Here is a 15,534-nt window from a genome sequence, read left to right on the forward strand (position 1 = left end):
TTGTCGCATTTGCCCCCTGGCTGGCTTGCTGTGGTGGAAAAGCGACATATAATGTCAAAATGCTGCCAGGTTGGTCGGGGGAGACAGCAATGGTTGAACGCGCCGATATCAATAGCGTACTGATGCAGATGCGAGCAATGCAGGCTCAGGCACAGCAAGGGGTCTCGCCGATTCAGGCGCCGGGTGTACAGCAGGGTCCGGAAGGTGTGGATCGCACCGGTTTCGGTGAGTTGCTGAAGAGTGCCGTCGACAATGTGAACGGCTTACAGGGAGATGCCAAAAAATTGGCAGTATCCTACGAGCAGGGCGATCCTGCGGTAGACCTTCCCCAGGTCATGATCAGCATGGAAAAGGCGTCGGTTTCATTCGAGGCCATGACTCAGGTGCGTAACCGGCTGGTTTCGGCCTATGAAGACATTATGAAGATGCCGATGTAATACGGGATCCAACAGGAATCAGGGCGGCTTCACTTGAATGGATAATACCCCGGCGCAACTCGAAGGCGGCAAGCGTGGTCTGATGGCCGGCTTCAGCAGTCTCAGCATTCTTCGGCAGATAGGCCTGATGGTGGGCCTGGCTGCCAGTGTTGCTATCGGTTTCGCCGTGGTGCTCTGGTCGCAACAGCCCGATTATCGGGTACTCTTTTCCAACCTGTCCTTTGCCGACGCCAATCAGGTGATCGAGCAGCTGCGCCTGTACAACACCCCCTACAAGTTCGATGCCGACGGCCGCGCCATACTGGTGCCGCAGGAACATGTGCATCAGGCCCGCCTGAAACTGGCCGCCGAGGGCTTTACCGCGGACAAGAGCGTGGGCTTTGAGCTGCTGGATCAGGAACAGACCCTGGGCACCAGCCAGTTTATGGAAAACGCCCGCTACCGCCGCGGCCTGGAAGGTGAGCTGTCCCGCACCATTGCCAGCCTGGTCGCCATTCGCAGCGCCAGGGTGCATCTGGCCATTCCCAAAAGTACCGTCTTTATCCGCGATGAGCGCAAGCCCAGCGCGTCGGTGTTCGTTGAACTCTTTGCCGGCCGGCGTATCGAGCCCAACCAGGTGGCCGCCATTGCCAGCCTGGTGGCCTCGTCGGTGCCGGAACTGGATGTGCGCGATGTCACGGTGGTGGATCAGAAAGGGCGGCTGCTCAATACCCGCGATGTGGATGAGGATGTGGTGCTGGCCGGCAAACAGCTGGATTACACCCACAAGATCGAGGAAACCCTGCTCAACCGCGTCAACAGCATTCTGCAGCCGGTGGTGGGGCTGGGTAACTACCGTGCCGAAGTGTCGGCGGACATCGATTTCAATGCGGTGGAGCAGACCAGCGAGCTGTTTAATCCGGATCTGCCATCGCTGCGCAGCGAGCAGACCGTCGAGGAAAACCGTGCCGGTGGCCAGGCCGCCGGTGGTGTGCCGGGTGCGCTGTCGAATCAGCCGCCAGGCCCCAGCACAGTGCCGGAGGTCGCCAATGGTGCGGCGGGTGAAGGCGCCGGCGGCGCGCTGTCGGGCAGCAGTCGGCAGCAGGCGGTGCGCAACTATGAGCTGGATCGCTCGATCAGCTATACGCGCCAGCAAATGGGCCGTGTGCGACGCCTGACCGTCGCTGTAGTGGTGGATGATGTGCCCGCAGCACGTTCGCAAGAGGGCGGTGGGCAGCGCCAGCCCTGGTCCCAGAATGAACTCGAACGGCTGCGGATTCTGGTGCAGGATGCCGTGGGCTTTTCGCCCCAGCGTGGCGACAGCGTGAATGTGATCAACTCGGCCTTCGCCGCCACCGAGCCCTTTGTGGAGGCGGCCGACACCCCGTTGTGGCAGCAGGACTGGCTGTGGGATATCGTCAAGCAGGTGATGGCCGCGCTCTTTGTGCTGCTGCTGGTGTTCGGCGTCTTGCGCCCGATATTGAAGAATCTGGCGGTGCCGACAACAGATGACGGCAAGCCGCGTCTTGGCAGCAGCGGTAACGTGGCCGCAGAGCTTGAAGGGCTCGAAAGCTCCGATGTGGCGGATGACCGGGTGACCTTTGGCAGCACTGAAGAGAGCTTTCTGGCCACGCCGAATGAAAGCTTCGAATATCAGATCAATACCATTCGTAGTATGGTGGCCGAGGATCCTGCCCGGGTGGCGCAGGCGGTACGGCAATGGGTAGCGGAACATGAGTGATGACGCCGGGGGCGGCGCCCTGGATGATATTGAAAAGGCAGCGATACTGCTGATCAGTCTGGGCGAGGCGGATGCGGCCGAGGTGCTCAAGCATCTGGGCCCCAAGGAAGTGCAGCGCATTGGTTATGCCATGACGCGCCTGAATAACGTGCCGCAGTCGCAGGTTGAGGCCGTTGTGTCGGACTTCATGCATGTGGTCAGCGATCAGACCGGCATTGGCATCAATAATGACCGCTATATTCGCGCCATGCTGAATCAGGCGCTGGGTGAGGAAAAGGCCAAGACCCTGATCGATCGTATCCTCATGAGCACCAATACGTCGGGGCTCGATACGCTGCGCTGGATGGAAGCACGCCAGATCGCCGAAGTCATCCGCTTCGAGCATCCGCAGATTCAGGCGGTAGTGATCGCTTACCTCGACCCTGATCAGGCAGCCCATGTGCTGACCTACTTCGACGACCGGGTACGGCTCGATATACTGATGCGCGTCTCGGCGCTGGATCAGATTCAGCCCCAGGCGCTGCAGGAGCTGAACGACATGTTCGAGGCGCAGTTCACCGGCCGCGGCTCCAGCAGCCAGACGTCCACCCTCGGCGGTATCAAGGCCACGGCCAGCATCATGAACTTTATCGACAGCAGCGTGGAGGCCGAGGTGATGGATGGCATTCGCGAGGCCGATGAAGGCCTGGCATCGCAGATCGCCGATCTGATGTTTGTCTTCGACAACCTGCAGGATCTGGACGACAAGGGCGTGCAGGTACTGCTGCGCGAAGTCTCCACCGACCTGCTGGTTATCGCGCTCAAGGGCGCCGATACGGCACTGCAGGAGAAAATATTCAAGAACATGTCCAAGCGTGCCGCCGAGCTGTTGCGTGATGATCTGGAGGCCAAGGGGCCTGTGCGGGTCAGCGAAGTGGAAGCGGCGCAGAAGGAAATCCTCACAGTGGCACGTCGCCTGGCCGATGAGGGCGAGATCATGCTCGCCGGCGGTGGCGAGGAACTGATCTGAGGCCGTCATGAACCCATCTGACAAAAAGCCGACACGTATCCCCGCCGCCGATGTGGGTCTGGTGCTGCCCTGGCAGTTGCCCAGTGTGCAGGGCGAGCATCTGGTGGCGCTGGTACAGCGGCAGGCGTCAGCGGTGGAGGAGCAGCTGGAGCCCGAGGAGCAGCTGTTTGGCGGCGCCAAGATGACGCTGGCGGAACTGGAGCGCATTACCGATGAGGCGCGCCAGGAAGGGCTGGATGAAGGTTATCGCGAAGGGCTCGCCAAGGGACTCGCAGAGGGGCGCTTAAAGGGCCATGCAGAAGGTTTGAAGCAGGGCAAGGTCGAGATTGATCGCTCCCTCGCACGTCTGTCGCAGTTGCTGGGTGAGCTCGAAGCGCCGCTGGCCCAGCAAAGCGAGCAGCTGGAGCAGTGCCTGCTGAGCCTGGTGACCTCCCTGGCCCGGGCGGTCACCGGGCATGAACTCAGCAGCCAGCCGGCGCTGATTTTGCAGGCGGTGCAGGAAGCCCTGGCGCAGCTGCCCAGCGAAGGCGGCGCCGTGCGGATTCATGTGAATCCGGAAGACGAAGTGCTGCTGCAGCCGCTGGTGGAGGCGCGGGATGATCGCGAGCTGGTACCCGATGCCGGCATCAGCGCCGGCGGCTGTGTGATCAAGACCGCCAACTGCCGGGTGGATAGCAGTATAGAGAGCCGTTTTCGCCAGGCTGCCGATCAATTGCTGTCACGTCTGGCTGAGTCTGGCCCCGATGACAGCGCCAAATGACGGAAATTTGACGCCATGTCCCGTCTGCTGCAGCGCATGCAACGCCATCTGGATCTCAAGTACAGCGCCGTCCGCCCGCTGGTGGAAGGTCGCATCACCCGCCTGATTGGTCTGACGCTTGAAGCCGTGGGTCTGCAGGTCGCCATCGGCGACAACTGCGAGATTCAGGTGCGCCCCGGTGTGCGGGTCGAGGCTGAAGTGGTGGGCTTTTCCGGAGATCGCATTTACCTGATGCCGCTGGACAGTATCGATGGCCTGCAACCGGGTGCCCGCATCACACCGCTGGGCGGCGCAGGCCAGGTGGATGTGGGGCCCGGCCTGCTGGGGCGGGTGCTCAACGGCGTCGGCAAGCCGCTGGATGGCAAGGGCCCGATCGAGGCTACCGAGCGTGTCTCCCTGGGCGGTGAAGTTATCAATCCGCTGAATCGCCACCCCATCGAACGGACGCTGGATGTGGGCATTCGCGCCATCAATTCGTTGCTGACCGTCGGGCGTGGCCAGCGTCTGGGCCTGTTTGCCGGCAGTGGCGTGGGCAAGTCGGTGCTGCTGGGCATGATGACCCGCTATACCGAGGCCGACATCATCATCGTGGGCCTGATCGGGGAGCGTGGCCGCGAGGTCAAGGAATTCATCGAACACAACCTGGGGGCCGCCGGTCTGGCGCGCTCGGTGGTGGTAGCATCCCCTGCCGACGACTCACCCCTGATGCGCCTGCGGGCCGCGCAGCTGGCGACCCGCATTGCCGAATATTTTCGCGCCCAGGGGCGTAATGTACTGCTGCTGATGGACTCCCTCACGCGCTATGCCCAGGCCCAGCGCGAAATCGCCCTGGCGGTGGGCGAGCCGCCGGCCACCAAGGGATATCCGCCGTCGGTGTTTGCCAAGCTGCCGCGTCTGGTGGAGCGGGCGGGCAATGGCGCGACCGGGGGCGGTTCCATCACGGCTTTTTATACGGTGCTGACCGAAGGCGACGATCAGCAGGATCCGGTAGCCGACGCTGCCCGGGCCATTCTGGATGGTCATGTGGTGCTGTCGCGCCGCCTGGCCGAGCAGGGCCACTATCCCGCCATCGACGTCGAGGCCTCCATCAGCCGGGCGATGCCCGCTATCGTGGGTGAGGGGCATCTGGCGCTGGCCATGCGTTTCAAGCAGCTGATGTCGCGTTATCAGCAGAACGAAGACCTGATTACCGTGGGTGCCTACAGCAAGGGCAGTGATGCAGATACTGACTTCGCCATCGAGCGCATGCCGGTGCTGCGCAGTTTTCTGCAGCAGAGCCTGAATGAGGCGAAACCCATGGCGCAGTGCATTCAGGAGCTGTCGATGGTGCTGTCGCCACCGCCCAAGCCCAGCATGGGTAATCCCGCCGCTGTCACGCCTGTTGCCGGAGTACGGCGATGAAAAAGCGCTCCCAGCGCATGGCCTTGCTGCAGGATCTGGCGCAGCGAAAAAAGCGCCAGGCGGACCAGTTTCTGGCCGACAGTCAGGCGCGGGTGAATCAGGGTGAGGCGACGTTGCTGCAGCTCGAACAGTTCCTGGGTGAATACCAGCAGCAGTTTCAGCAGCAGGGGCAGGCGGGTGTCGCTGTGGGTCAGATGCTGATGGCGCGGGCTTTTGTGGAGAAAATCGAAGCCAGTATTCGCCAGCACCGCGAGACCATGAAAACCAACGCCGAGCAGTTGCAACAGGTCGAGCAATACTGGCGTCAGGTGTACGGCCACCAGTGCGCGATGAAAAACCTGACTGAACGTGCTCTGACTCAGGAGCGCGCCGAGGCGGAAAAACAGTTGCAAAAGGAACTCGATGAGCGCTCGCAGCGGGTGCGCACACCCTTCATCTGATGGCGTGTTCCGCTGCCAGTCGCCAGGCTCAACCAGCCATTGTGACGGGTTGGCCTGCAATCTGCATGGATAGCCGCAGTTGCTATTACTCTGGAGCTGCCATGCTTGCCCCTTTATCGCCTGTCATCTCTGTCACTTCGTTGTCCAGGCCCGCTGTGACAGCCGCCGGCGCTGGCTCTGCGCCTTCAGCGCCCGGAGTTGTGGATTTTTCCGGCGTACTGGCCGCAGAGCGTGCCGGCGGCGAAAAATTGCCGCAGCCCCAGGCGACAGAGCCCGCTGAAAACAGCGGCGGCAAGAGCCTGCCAGGCGTTGGGGATAATCCAGCCAGCACCGATGTTGCCGCTGAGGCGGGCGCAGATATTGAGGGGAGTGTTGGGGCGGATGCACGAGCCTCCGCGCAAATGCGTCGGGAGCAGGGCTTTGCGCCCGCATCGCTACAGGCCCAGGCCCGTGCGGCCGAGGGGAGTGCGGTGATCAATGGTGTGCCTGCCAGGGCTGAGCCAGTGGCTGAGTCTGAACTCTCTATCCAGCAAGCCAATGCCGATGCTGCATTGTCGTCGGCTTTAGAGTCGGCCGGTCAGATTGCGAAGCAAGAGATGGATCAGGCGGCTGAGCCGTTGCTGTCGCCGTCCGGGGCCAGGGCGCCCTTAGCCGTGCAGGATGAAAGCGGGCCTTGGGTTGGGGTTGTGCCGCAAGTTGCAGTGGCGACTGAGAGCGCAAATATCAGCACAGTTGATGGCGATGGCGATGGCGATGGCGATGGCGCGGCGCGGGCACCGGCTGTAGATAATTCAGCCGTGGATATCGCGGGCGCGGTTAGCGCGAATGCAGCGGCGGCCAGTGCGCCGCCTGTGGATATTCAGACCCTGATGAGCGCGATTCAGCGTGAGGCCGGCCAGGCACTGCCGCCGGCGGTAATTCGTGCCTTGCAGGCGCAGCAAGCCCAGCAAGTTCAACATGCAGAACAGCGTCTTGAGGCCGCACCGGCGGCTGCTACGCCAGGGTTGAATACTGAGCCTGTGCTGGCGGGCTCACCGCCGCGCCTGCCGGGCGCTGAGCTAGCGCCTGTTTCTGTTACGCCTAACCCGGGTCTTGCACCGCAGAACGCTGATGCCGGTGCAGAGCAGACCCGAGTGCGCCTGAGTGCGGCGGATGCGATGGTGCGCCTCGCAGGCGCAGCTGAAGCGGGCGCCGATCAGGGCGATGACAGTACCCTGCAGGCAGGGGTGCTGCGAACCGGTGCTGAAGGAACTCGGGCGGCGCAGCCGCTGAATCCGCTACCGGCGCAGCTGCAAAGTATGCCGCCCGGGCTTTCGCTGGGCCTGTCACAGGGTAATGCCGCCTGGGGGCAGGCCATTTCGGAGCGGGTACTGCTAATGACGGCGGGCAGTCTGCAGGTGGCCGAAATTCGGCTGGATCCGCCGGAACTGGGCACTCTGCATGTGCGCCTGCAGCTGAATCAGGATCAGGCGAGCCTTAGCTTTAGCTCGCCCCACGCCCAGGTGAGGGATGCGCTGGAACAGCAGATGCCGCGCCTGCGCGAGATGCTGGCAGAGCAGGGGCTCAATCTTGAAAGCAGTTCGGTGGCCGATGATTCAGAGCGGCGCGAACGCTCTGCACCCGATGCCGGCCAGGGTACTGGGCTGATGGCCGAGCAGGATGAGGATACGGCCATAACGGTGGTGCCCGTGGCGGCGTCCAGCCGGTCACTGGTGGATGATTACGCCTGAGGCGGAAAACCCGGGTTGAGTCTTTGATAGAGCCTTAAAATCAGTGTGTTATATTAGACCTCCGGGCAGGTGGAGAGACAGATGGCACAGGATAATGCAGTGGAAGATGGGGCAGCGGGCAAGTCGGCAAAGTCGGGTCGCCTGATGATGGTGGCGGCAGTATTGCTGGCACTGCTGATCGGTGGCGGCGGTGTCGCGGCCTTCTTCATGTTTACCGGTAGCGATACGGCCCCAGCCGGGGGTGACACGGCGGCGCCTGTGGTCAAGGCCAAGGCGCTCTATACCAAGATACGCACCCTCGAAGGCCGGCCGATGTTTGTGGTGACCCTGGCCTCGGATGATGGCAAACGGCACTTTCTGCAGACCTATATCGAAGCCAAGAGCCGTGATCAGGAAGTGGTTGATGTGCTGACGCTGCACATGCCGCTGATCGTGGCCCGGCTGAACGCACTTTTCTCGACCCAGAAGTTCGAACAGTTACAGACCATGGATGGCAAGATCCAGTTGCGCACCGAGGCGCTGGAGCTGCTGCAGGGAATTTTGCAGGAAAAGGCAGGGCGCCCCGGTGTGGAAGCGCTGCTGTTTACCAATTTTGTCATGCAGTAACGGAATAGGCAGCACGCATGTCGGTTAAAGATCTGCTGTCACAGGATGAGATTGATGCCCTGCTTCACGGCGTGGACGATGGTGACATCGGCACCGGCGATGAGGCAGAGGAACTCGAATCCGGTGGTGTAAAGTCCTACGACCTGGCGAGCCAGGAGCGGATCGTGCGCGGGCGCATGCCGGCGCTGGAGCTGATTAACGAACGTTTTGCCCGTCACACCCGTCTGACCCTGTTCAACCTGCTGCGCCGCACCGTGGATGTGACGGTCGGCGGCGTGCAGGTCATGAAGTACGGCGACTATGTGCATACGCTCTACCTGCCGACCAGCATGAATCTGGTGAAAGCCCTGCCGCTCAAGGGCACGGCCCTGTTTATCCTGGACGCCAAGCTGGTGTTCAAGCTGGTCGACAACTTCTTCGGGGGGGATGGTCGTCAGGCCAAGATCGAGGGGCGGGATTTTACCCCAACCGAAACCCGGCTGGTGCGCAAGGTACTCGGTCAGCTGTTTGCCGACCTTGAAGAGGCCTGGCGTCCGCTGATGAATCTGCACTTCGAGCATATCGGACACGAAATGAATCCGGCCATGGCCAATGTGGTCAGTCCGACTGAAGTGGTGGTGGTCAGCACCTTTCAGGTCGATCTGGAGGGCGGCAGCGGTGAGCTGCAGGTCACCATGCCCTATTCGATGCTGGAGCCCATCCGCGACCTGCTGGTATCGAGCTTTCAGCCCGCCGAGCGCGAGGGTGACGAGCGCTGGATGCAGGCCCTGCGGCGTGACATTATGTCGGCCGATGTGGATTTGAACCTGCAGCTGGCCCAGCGGGACATGACCCTGCGGGATGTGATGGCGCTGGAAGTCGGCGACGTCATTCCGGTGGAAATTCCGCAGGAGCTGATCCTGCGTGCCGCAGGCGTTCCCACCTTTAGCTGCCGCCTGGGGGTGTCCAGATCGAACCTGGCGGTAAAAATCATTGATCAAGTCAAGGCAACCGACTAGCCCGGCCCGGCATCCGGGTACGGTTTTATCCACAGGCTGACAGGCCGCCGCCGGCGGGCTTTGGAGTATCTGCACAGATGAGTGATAACAAGGACGCGGGTTCTGACCCTCAGGGCAAGGGTGACGAATGGTCCGCCGCCATGGATGAACAAGCCGGCGGTGCCGCGGCACGGGCAGTCGAACTCGATGAGCTGAAAGACGAGTCCACCCCGGTGGGCGACCCCAAACTGGATGTGATCCTGGATATCCCGGTGACCCTGTCCATGGAAGTGGGTAACACCGAGATTGCCATCCGCAATCTGCTGCAACTGAGCCAGGGCTCCGTGATTGAGCTCGGTCGCATGGCCGGCGAGCCGCTGGACGTCAAGGTGAACGGTACCCTGATCGCCCACGGCGAGGTGGTGGTGGTGAACGAGCGTTACGGCATTCGCCTGACGGACGTGATAAGCCCGCAAGAACGCATCAAGAAGCTGCGCTAAAGGATGCGGCGTCTCTTTGTAATCCTGCTTTTCGCACTGGCGGCACCTGCAGCACTGGCCCAGGCCGTTGCTTCTGCGGCCTCAAGCACTGTCGCCGGAGCTGTGTCAGGTGCCGTGCCAGGCGTGGTATCCCAAGCCCAGGCCCCGTTGCAGGCAGAGCCCGCACTGGGGTCAACTCTGAGTCTGGCGCCCGGTTCCATGGCACGCCCGGCGATGCAGGATCCGGTATCTTTCGCCATGCTTGGCCAGCTGCTGATGGGGCTGGTAATCGTGATCATGGCGATACTGCTGGTGCTCTGGCTGGTTAAGCGTTTTACCGGCCTTGGGGTCCAGGGGCATCATCTGAAAATTGTCGCTGCCCTGTCGCTGGGCACCCGGGAAAAGGCGGTACTGATCGAAGTGGGAGGCCGGCAGCTGCTGCTGGGCGTCGCACCCGGTAGGGTCAGCCTGCTGGAGCGCTTCGATGAGCCAGTGGTGGAAACTGACCCCGGTGCCGGATTCGGCGCCAGGTTGCGTGAAGTGCTGGAACGCAAGGAGCGTCAATGACCGCGTCCATAGTCTGGATTTCGACGATGGTCATCACCCGGATGACACGATTCTGGCCACTGCTGCTGTTGCCCTTATTGGTATTGCTGGCACTGCCCGCAGCTGCTGAAGATATAGGCATACCCGCGGTTAACATCATCACCGCGGATGACGGCAGTACCAGCTATAGCGTGACAATTCAGATTCTCGCGCTCATGACCATGCTGACGTTCCTGCCGGCACTGATCATGATGATGACCGCCTTTACCCGCATTATCGTGGTGTTTGCCATACTGCGTCAGGCGCTGGGGCTGCAGCAGACGCCATCGAATCAGGTGCTCATGGGGCTGGCGCTCTTCCTGACCCTGTTTATCATGACGCCGGTGATCGAGCGGGTGAACATCGCCGCCGTGCAGCCCTATATGAAAGGGGAGCTCGCACCGCTGGAAGCGGCACAGGCGGCGGCGGCGCCCTTTCGTGATTTCATGACCATGCAAACCCGCGAAAGTGACCTTGAGCTCTTTATGCGGCTGTCGAAGACGCCGCGGGTGAGTTCGATTGATGAGGTCCCCTTTACCGTGCTGGTGCCGGCCTTTGTGACCAGTGAGCTCAAAACCGCCTTCCAGATCGGCTTTATGCTGTTTATCCCCTTTCTGGTGATCGATCTGGTGGTGGCCAGTGTACTGATGGCCATGGGCATGATGATGCTGTCGCCGGTTATCATTTCGCTGCCGTTCAAGATCATGCTGTTTGTGCTGGTGGATGGCTGGGTTATGGTGGTTGGGACCCTGGCGACAAGCTTCGGGCTCTGATGGCGCTCTGCGCGACTATCACTTTAGCTGCCGTTAACGGCATACACAGGAGGACGTCATGGCACCGCAACTGATGCTCGATCTCTTCGGCGAGGCGCTCTGGCTGGTGGTGTTGCTGGTGTGCGTTATTATTCTGCCGAGCCTGATGGTGGGGCTGATGGTCTCCATGTTTCAGGCTGCCACCCAGATTAACGAACAGACGCTGAGCTTTCTGCCGCGTCTGATTATTACCCTGGGCATGGTGATGTGGGCCGGCCCCTGGATCGTGACCCGTCTGCTGGATCACTTTCGCCTCATCTTCGATGCCATTCCCCAGATGATTCAGGTCGGATAGCGAGATGCCGGGTCCGGGAGACCGCTGATGTTCGATATAGGGCTGCTGCAAATCGAGCAGATGGTGGCAGATTTCCTCTGGCCTCTGTTTCGTATCGCCGCCTTCTTTATGGCCATTCCCATGATCGGCAGTGGTCTGGTGCCGCCGCGCATTCGCCTGGGGCTGGCGATCGGGGTCACAGTGTTGCTGTTGCCAGTGCTGCCGCCCATGCCATCCTTTGCAGCCTTTTCCGTCGAAAGTTACCTGGTGATCGCCCAGCAGATCCTTATTGGCGCCGCCATGGGCTTTATGGTGCAGCTGTTGCTGCAGGTGTTTGTTGTGGGCGGGCAGCTGATCTCAACCCAGATGGGGCTGGGCTTTGCATCGGTGTCGGATCCGGTCAATGGCGTCTCGGTGGTGGTGCTGAGCCAGTTCTATCTGCAGCTGGTGATGTTGCTGTTTCTTGCCATGAATGGCCATCTGGTGATGATCGATGTGCTGGCGCGCAGTTTCGAGCAGATCCCGGTAGGTATGTCGGGCCTGAGTCCGGAGATCTTTTCTGAAATAGTGCGCACCGGTGGCTGGATGTTCGCCGCCGCCCTGATGATGGCGCTGCCGCCGGTGACGGCCTTGCTGATCATCAACTTTTCCTTTGGCATTATCACCAAGGCCGCGCCCCAGCTGAATATCTTCGCTATCGGCTTCCCCTTTACCATGCTGATGGGGCTGCTGATTGCCTGGGTCAGCCTGGGCGGTTTTCTGGGGCAGTATCAGCGCATCGCCGAGTATGCGCTGGAGCTGATCAGCATCACTTTCCTGGGTGGCGGCTGAGCATGGCTGAAGAAACCGGTCAGGAGAAAACCGAAGACCCTACCCCCAAGCGAATAAGAGAGGCGCGGGAGAAGGGCGATATACCCCGTTCAAAAGAGCTGGGCGCTACTGTGCTGTTGCTGGCCGCCGCCGCCAGTGCGCTGATATTTGGCGACCTTGTTGCCAACCGCATGCGGGACATGATGGCGGGTAACCTCTCGCTGGAACGTGAAGCCCTGTTCGACTCCTCCATGATGGTGGCCTATCTGGCGCGCTCCATGTTTGATGCGCTGATGGCGCTGTCCGGCTTCTTCGGGCTGGTGCTGCTGGCGGCGATTGTCGGCCCTCTTGCGCTGGGGGGCTGGAATTTCAGCGGCGAATCAATACAGCCCAAGGCGAGCCGAATAAACCCGCTTTCCGGCCTCAAGCGCATGTTTTCCCTCAAGGCCCTGGTGGAGCTGGTCAAGGCGCTGGCCAAGTTTCTGCTGGTGGCGTCCATTGCCATCCTGGTGCTCAAGGTCATGCAGCCAAGGCTGCTGGGGCTTGGATCGCAGGATGTGGTGCCGGCCATCAGTGATGCGGTGGATATTGTCATCTGGACCTTCCTGCTGATCAGCGCCAGCCTGATCCTGATTTCGCTGCTGGATGTCCCCTTTCAGCTGTACGACTACAGCAAGAAAATGAAAATGACGCTGCAGGAAGTCAAGGACGAGATGAAAAGCACCGAGGGCAAGCCCGAGGTGAAAGGACGCATTCGCCAGCTGCAGCGCGAAATTTCCCAGCGTCAGATGATGGGCAAGGTACCCGAGGCCGATGTCGTCATTACCAACCCGACCCACTATGCGGTGGCACTGAAATACGATCCTGAGTCCGGCCGGGCGCCGGTGGTGCTGGCCAAGGGCGCCGATTTTGTCGCACTCAGGATTCGTGAGCTGGCGGTGGAGCATGAAGTGCCCATGCTGTCGGCGCCACCCTTGGCTCGAGCCCTGTTTCAGCATGCGGAGCTGGATCAGGAAATTCCCGCCGGTCTGTTCAAGGCCGTGGCCCAGGTGCTGGCCTATGTGTATCAGCTGCGCAGCTACCGCAAGCGCGAGTCGGTGGCGCCTACCCAGGTACGGGATGATGATCTGGATATTCCGGATGACCTGCGCTTCGATGATTAAACGCAGCGTCCAGGAGGAAAAGCCCGGGTTGTCAGTTAATTGGCTAGTTTATTGCATTACTTATTCTGGTTGGAAATACAGGCGTCAATATTTTGAGTTTTGTTTCCATTGAGTCTGAATACAGCGACATTTAGCCGGTTTTCGGCTGTCTGTGACTGAATATTGACGGGTAGTCGATTGGATCGAACCTTCTTAAGCAACGGCATGCGCAGCCTCAGCCAGGGCAACCTGGGGGTTCCGCTGCTGCTGCTGGTGGTGATAGGCATGGTCACGCTGCCGGTCCCGCCCTTCCTGCTGGACGTTTTTTTCACGTTCAATATAGCGCTGTCGCTGGTGGTGCTGCTGGTCTGCGTGTACGCGCTGCGGCCGCTGGAATTTACCGTCTTTCCAACCATCCTGCTGGTGGCCACCTTGCTGCGGCTGGCGCTGAACGTGGCTTCTACCCGGGTGGTGCTGCTCTATGGTCACGAGGGCGGAGATGCGGCGGGCAAGGTGATCGAGGCCTTCGGTCAGGTGGTGATCGGCGGCAACTATGTGGTCGGCATAGTGGTGTTCCTGATCCTGGTGATTATCAACTTTGTGGTGGTGACCAAGGGCGCCGGGCGTATTTCGGAAGTAAGCGCTCGCTTTACACTGGACGCCATGCCCGGCAAGCAGATGGCGGTGGATGCGGACCTCAATTCGGGTCTGATTACGCAGGAAGAGGCCAAGCTGCGCCGGCGGGAAGTGACCGAAGAAGCCGACTTCTACGGTTCCATGGACGGTGCCTCCAAGTTTGTTCGCGGTGATGCGGTTGCCGGTATCCTGATCCTGGTGATCAACCTGGTGGGCGGGTTGTCCATCGGCATGCTGCAGCATGACCTGAGCTTTGATCTGGCGATTCAGTATTACTCCATGCTGACCATTGGTGATGGTCTGGTGGCGCAGATTCCGTCCTTGCTGCTCTCCACCGCAGCGGCGATTACGGTAACGCGGCAGAACTCGTCCCAGGATATGGGCAACCAGATCCTGCAGCAGATGTTCTCGGCACCCCGGGCGCTGATTGTCGCCGCCTGCCTGCTGGGTGTGATCGGTATAGTGCCCGGCATGCCACATGTCGCTTTTTTGACGCTTGCCGCCGCCGCCGGTGCTATCGCCTGGATGATTCTGCGTCGCCAGGCGCGGGAGGCGCAGGAGGAACAGACGAGCAAGCAGGAACTGGCGCGTACCCAGACGGCGGTGCCTGTGGATGAACAGAAAGAACTCGACTGGGATGATGTGATGCCGGTGGACATGATCGGCCTGGAAGTGGGTTACCGGCTGATTCCCATGGTGGACAAGCTGCAGGGTGGTCAGCTGCTCGGGCGCATCAAGGGCATCAGGCGCAAGCTGTCGCAGGATCTGGGCTTTCTGGTGCCCTCGGTACATATCCGCGACAACCTGGACCTGGTGCCAGGTGGTTACCGCATTCTGCTGATGGGGGTTATTGTGGGTGAGGCCGAGGTCTACCCCGATCGTGAGCTGGCGATCAATCCGGGCCAGGTGTTTGGTACCCTCAAGGGCGTCGCCGTGACGGATCCGGCCTTCGGTCTGGAAGCGGTCTGGATTGAAACCGGGCAAAAGGAGCAGGCGCAGTCGCTGGGGTATACGGTGGTGGATGCCAGTACCGTGGTTGCCACGCATCTGAATCAGCTGCTGCAGAACCATGCCCATGAACTGCTCGGGCATGAAGAGGTGCAGCAGCTGCTGGACATGCTGGGCAAGCACTCACCCAAGCTGGTGGATGAACTGGTACCGGCCAAGCTGTCGATCAGCGGCCTGCTGAGGGTACTGCAGAACCTGCTGATGGAGCAGGTGCCGCTGAAGGATTTTCGCAGTATCGCAGAAGCCCTGGCCGAGGCTGTGGGCCGCAGCCTGGATCCGATGGCGCTGACCGCGGCGGTACGGGTCTCGCTGTCACGGCTGATCGTGCAGGAAATCAACGGTTACTCCGATGAGGTGCCGGTGATTACCCTCGACCCCAAGCTTGAGCAGATGCTGCTCAACTCGGTGCAGAATCAGGGCGCTGGCGACGGTCTGGTGCTGGAGCCCGGTATGGCCGAGCGCCTGCAGCAGTCTCTGGCCACGACGGCGCAGAATCAGGAAATGGCGGGTAAACCGTCGGTATTGCTGGTGGCGGCACCGGTGCGGCCGCTGATGGCGAAGTTCGTGCGCTATGGAAACCACCGGATTCATGTACTCTCCTATCAGGAGATACCGGAAAACAAGAAAGTCACCATAGTGGCGACCGTGGGCGGACAGGGTGGTTAATCCCGCCTGTTGGCGGTCTGGCTTTGCGCCCGGCCAAGCCCG

General features: G+C 60.9%; 16 protein-coding genes. All 16 read left to right on the top strand.

Going from position 1 to position 15,534, the window contains the following annotated elements; all coding sequences use genetic code 11:
• Positions 1–89 precede the first annotated feature (89 nt).
• On the top strand, positions 90–437 hold the full coding sequence (fliE, locus tag A8C75_RS04150) for a flagellar hook-basal body complex protein FliE (RefSeq protein WP_067378513.1): 348 nt from the start codon (positions 90–92) through the stop codon (positions 435–437).
• 37 nt (positions 438–474) lie between these two features.
• On the top strand, positions 475–2,157 hold the full coding sequence (fliF, locus tag A8C75_RS04155; RefSeq protein WP_067378515.1) for a flagellar basal-body MS-ring/collar protein FliF: 1,683 nt from the start codon (positions 475–477) through the stop codon (positions 2,155–2,157).
• Positions 2,150–3,166 (top strand): flagellar motor switch protein FliG, encoded by a 1,017-nt coding sequence (fliG, locus tag A8C75_RS04160; protein WP_067378518.1) that lies wholly within the window; start codon positions 2,150–2,152, stop codon positions 3,164–3,166. Before fliF ends, fliG begins: the two co-directional genes overlap by 8 nt.
• Before the next feature lie 7 nt (positions 3,167–3,173).
• Entirely contained in the window at positions 3,174–3,926 is a 753-nt protein-coding gene (locus A8C75_RS04165) for a flagellar assembly protein FliH (RefSeq protein ID WP_067378521.1), read from the top strand.
• 15 nt (positions 3,927–3,941) lie between these two features.
• Positions 3,942–5,327 (top strand): flagellar protein export ATPase FliI, encoded by a 1,386-nt coding sequence (gene fliI, locus A8C75_RS04170; RefSeq protein ID WP_067378523.1) that lies wholly within the window; start codon positions 3,942–3,944, stop codon positions 5,325–5,327.
• The gene (fliJ, locus tag A8C75_RS04175; protein WP_067378526.1) at positions 5,324–5,767 is read left to right on the top strand and encodes a flagellar export protein FliJ; all 444 of its coding nucleotides are present in this window, start codon (positions 5,324–5,326) and stop codon (positions 5,765–5,767) included. The genes fliI and fliJ overlap by 4 nt, the downstream gene beginning before the upstream one ends.
• 101 nt (positions 5,768–5,868) lie before the next feature.
• Entirely contained in the window at positions 5,869–7,497 is a 1,629-nt protein-coding gene (locus tag A8C75_RS04180) for a flagellar hook-length control protein FliK (protein WP_157890218.1), read from the top strand.
• 81 nt (positions 7,498–7,578) lie between these two features.
• On the top strand, positions 7,579–8,103 hold the full coding sequence (locus A8C75_RS04185) for a flagellar basal body-associated FliL family protein (protein ID WP_067378529.1): 525 nt from the start codon (positions 7,579–7,581) through the stop codon (positions 8,101–8,103).
• Between the two features lie 17 nt (positions 8,104–8,120).
• Entirely contained in the window at positions 8,121–9,101 is a 981-nt protein-coding gene (gene fliM, locus A8C75_RS04190; protein WP_067378536.1) for a flagellar motor switch protein FliM, read from the top strand.
• Between the two features lie 77 nt (positions 9,102–9,178).
• Positions 9,179–9,580, top strand: a complete 402-nt coding sequence (fliN, locus tag A8C75_RS04195; RefSeq protein ID WP_067378538.1) for a flagellar motor switch protein FliN — start codon at positions 9,179–9,181, stop codon at positions 9,578–9,580.
• Between the two features lie 3 nt (positions 9,581–9,583).
• Positions 9,584–10,126 carry a flagellar biosynthetic protein FliO gene (gene fliO, locus A8C75_RS04200; protein WP_067378539.1) on the top strand — a complete coding sequence of 181 codons (543 nt, stop codon included), beginning with the start codon at positions 9,584–9,586 and terminating at the stop codon, positions 10,124–10,126.
• A gap of 41 nt (positions 10,127–10,167) precedes the next feature.
• The gene (gene fliP, locus A8C75_RS04205; protein WP_067386977.1) at positions 10,168–10,917 is read left to right on the top strand and encodes a flagellar type III secretion system pore protein FliP; all 750 of its coding nucleotides are present in this window, start codon (positions 10,168–10,170) and stop codon (positions 10,915–10,917) included.
• Between the two features lie 58 nt (positions 10,918–10,975).
• Positions 10,976–11,251 carry a flagellar biosynthesis protein FliQ gene (gene fliQ / locus A8C75_RS04210; RefSeq protein WP_067378544.1) on the top strand — a complete coding sequence of 92 codons (276 nt, stop codon included), beginning with the start codon at positions 10,976–10,978 and terminating at the stop codon, positions 11,249–11,251.
• Between the two features lie 27 nt (positions 11,252–11,278).
• Positions 11,279–12,061: a flagellar biosynthetic protein FliR gene (gene fliR / locus A8C75_RS04215; RefSeq protein ID WP_067378551.1), complete on the top strand. Its 783-nt coding sequence runs from the start codon at positions 11,279–11,281 to the stop codon at positions 12,059–12,061.
• A gap of 2 nt (positions 12,062–12,063) precedes the next feature.
• Positions 12,064–13,203: a flagellar biosynthesis protein FlhB gene (flhB, locus tag A8C75_RS04220; protein ID WP_067378556.1), complete on the top strand. Its 1,140-nt coding sequence runs from the start codon at positions 12,064–12,066 to the stop codon at positions 13,201–13,203.
• Positions 13,204–13,407: 204 nt separating this feature from the next.
• Positions 13,408–15,492, top strand: coding sequence for a flagellar biosynthesis protein FlhA (flhA, locus tag A8C75_RS04225; protein ID WP_120785167.1), 2,085 nt, complete (start codon positions 13,408–13,410; stop codon positions 15,490–15,492).
• Positions 15,493–15,534 lie beyond the last annotated feature (42 nt).

Source organism: Marinobacterium aestuarii (genome assembly GCF_001651805.1).
Lineage (GTDB): Bacteria > Pseudomonadota > Gammaproteobacteria > Pseudomonadales > Balneatricaceae > Marinobacterium_A > Marinobacterium_A aestuarii.

Bases quoted from the DNA above. Each gene is read 5' to 3' on its own strand.
- fliJ (WP_067378526.1), top strand. From the start codon at position 5,324: ATGAAAAAGCGCTCCCAGCGCATGGCCTTGCTGCAGGATCTGGCGCAG.
- flhA (WP_120785167.1), top strand. From the start codon at position 13,408: ATGCGCAGCCTCAGCCAGGGCAACCTGGGGGTTCCGCTGCTGCTGCTG.
- fliN (WP_067378538.1), top strand. From the start codon at position 9,179: ATGAGTGATAACAAGGACGCGGGTTCTGACCCTCAGGGCAAGGGTGAC.
- fliF (WP_067378515.1), top strand. From the start codon at position 475: ATGGATAATACCCCGGCGCAACTCGAAGGCGGCAAGCGTGGTCTGATG.
- A8C75_RS04185 (WP_067378529.1), top strand. From the start codon at position 7,579: ATGGCACAGGATAATGCAGTGGAAGATGGGGCAGCGGGCAAGTCGGCA.
- fliG (WP_067378518.1), top strand. From the start codon at position 2,150: ATGAGTGATGACGCCGGGGGCGGCGCCCTGGATGATATTGAAAAGGCA.
- A8C75_RS04165 (WP_067378521.1), top strand. From the start codon at position 3,174: ATGAACCCATCTGACAAAAAGCCGACACGTATCCCCGCCGCCGATGTG.
- fliQ (WP_067378544.1), top strand. From the start codon at position 10,976: ATGGCACCGCAACTGATGCTCGATCTCTTCGGCGAGGCGCTCTGGCTG.
- fliR (WP_067378551.1), top strand. From the start codon at position 11,279: ATGTTCGATATAGGGCTGCTGCAAATCGAGCAGATGGTGGCAGATTTC.
- fliP (WP_067386977.1), top strand. From the start codon at position 10,168: ATGACACGATTCTGGCCACTGCTGCTGTTGCCCTTATTGGTATTGCTG.
- fliO (WP_067378539.1), top strand. From the start codon at position 9,584: ATGCGGCGTCTCTTTGTAATCCTGCTTTTCGCACTGGCGGCACCTGCA.
- fliI (WP_067378523.1), top strand. From the start codon at position 3,942: ATGTCCCGTCTGCTGCAGCGCATGCAACGCCATCTGGATCTCAAGTAC.
- fliE (WP_067378513.1), top strand. From the start codon at position 90: ATGGTTGAACGCGCCGATATCAATAGCGTACTGATGCAGATGCGAGCA.
- A8C75_RS04180 (WP_157890218.1), top strand. From the start codon at position 5,869: ATGCTTGCCCCTTTATCGCCTGTCATCTCTGTCACTTCGTTGTCCAGG.
- fliM (WP_067378536.1), top strand. From the start codon at position 8,121: ATGTCGGTTAAAGATCTGCTGTCACAGGATGAGATTGATGCCCTGCTT.
- flhB (WP_067378556.1), top strand. From the start codon at position 12,064: ATGGCTGAAGAAACCGGTCAGGAGAAAACCGAAGACCCTACCCCCAAG.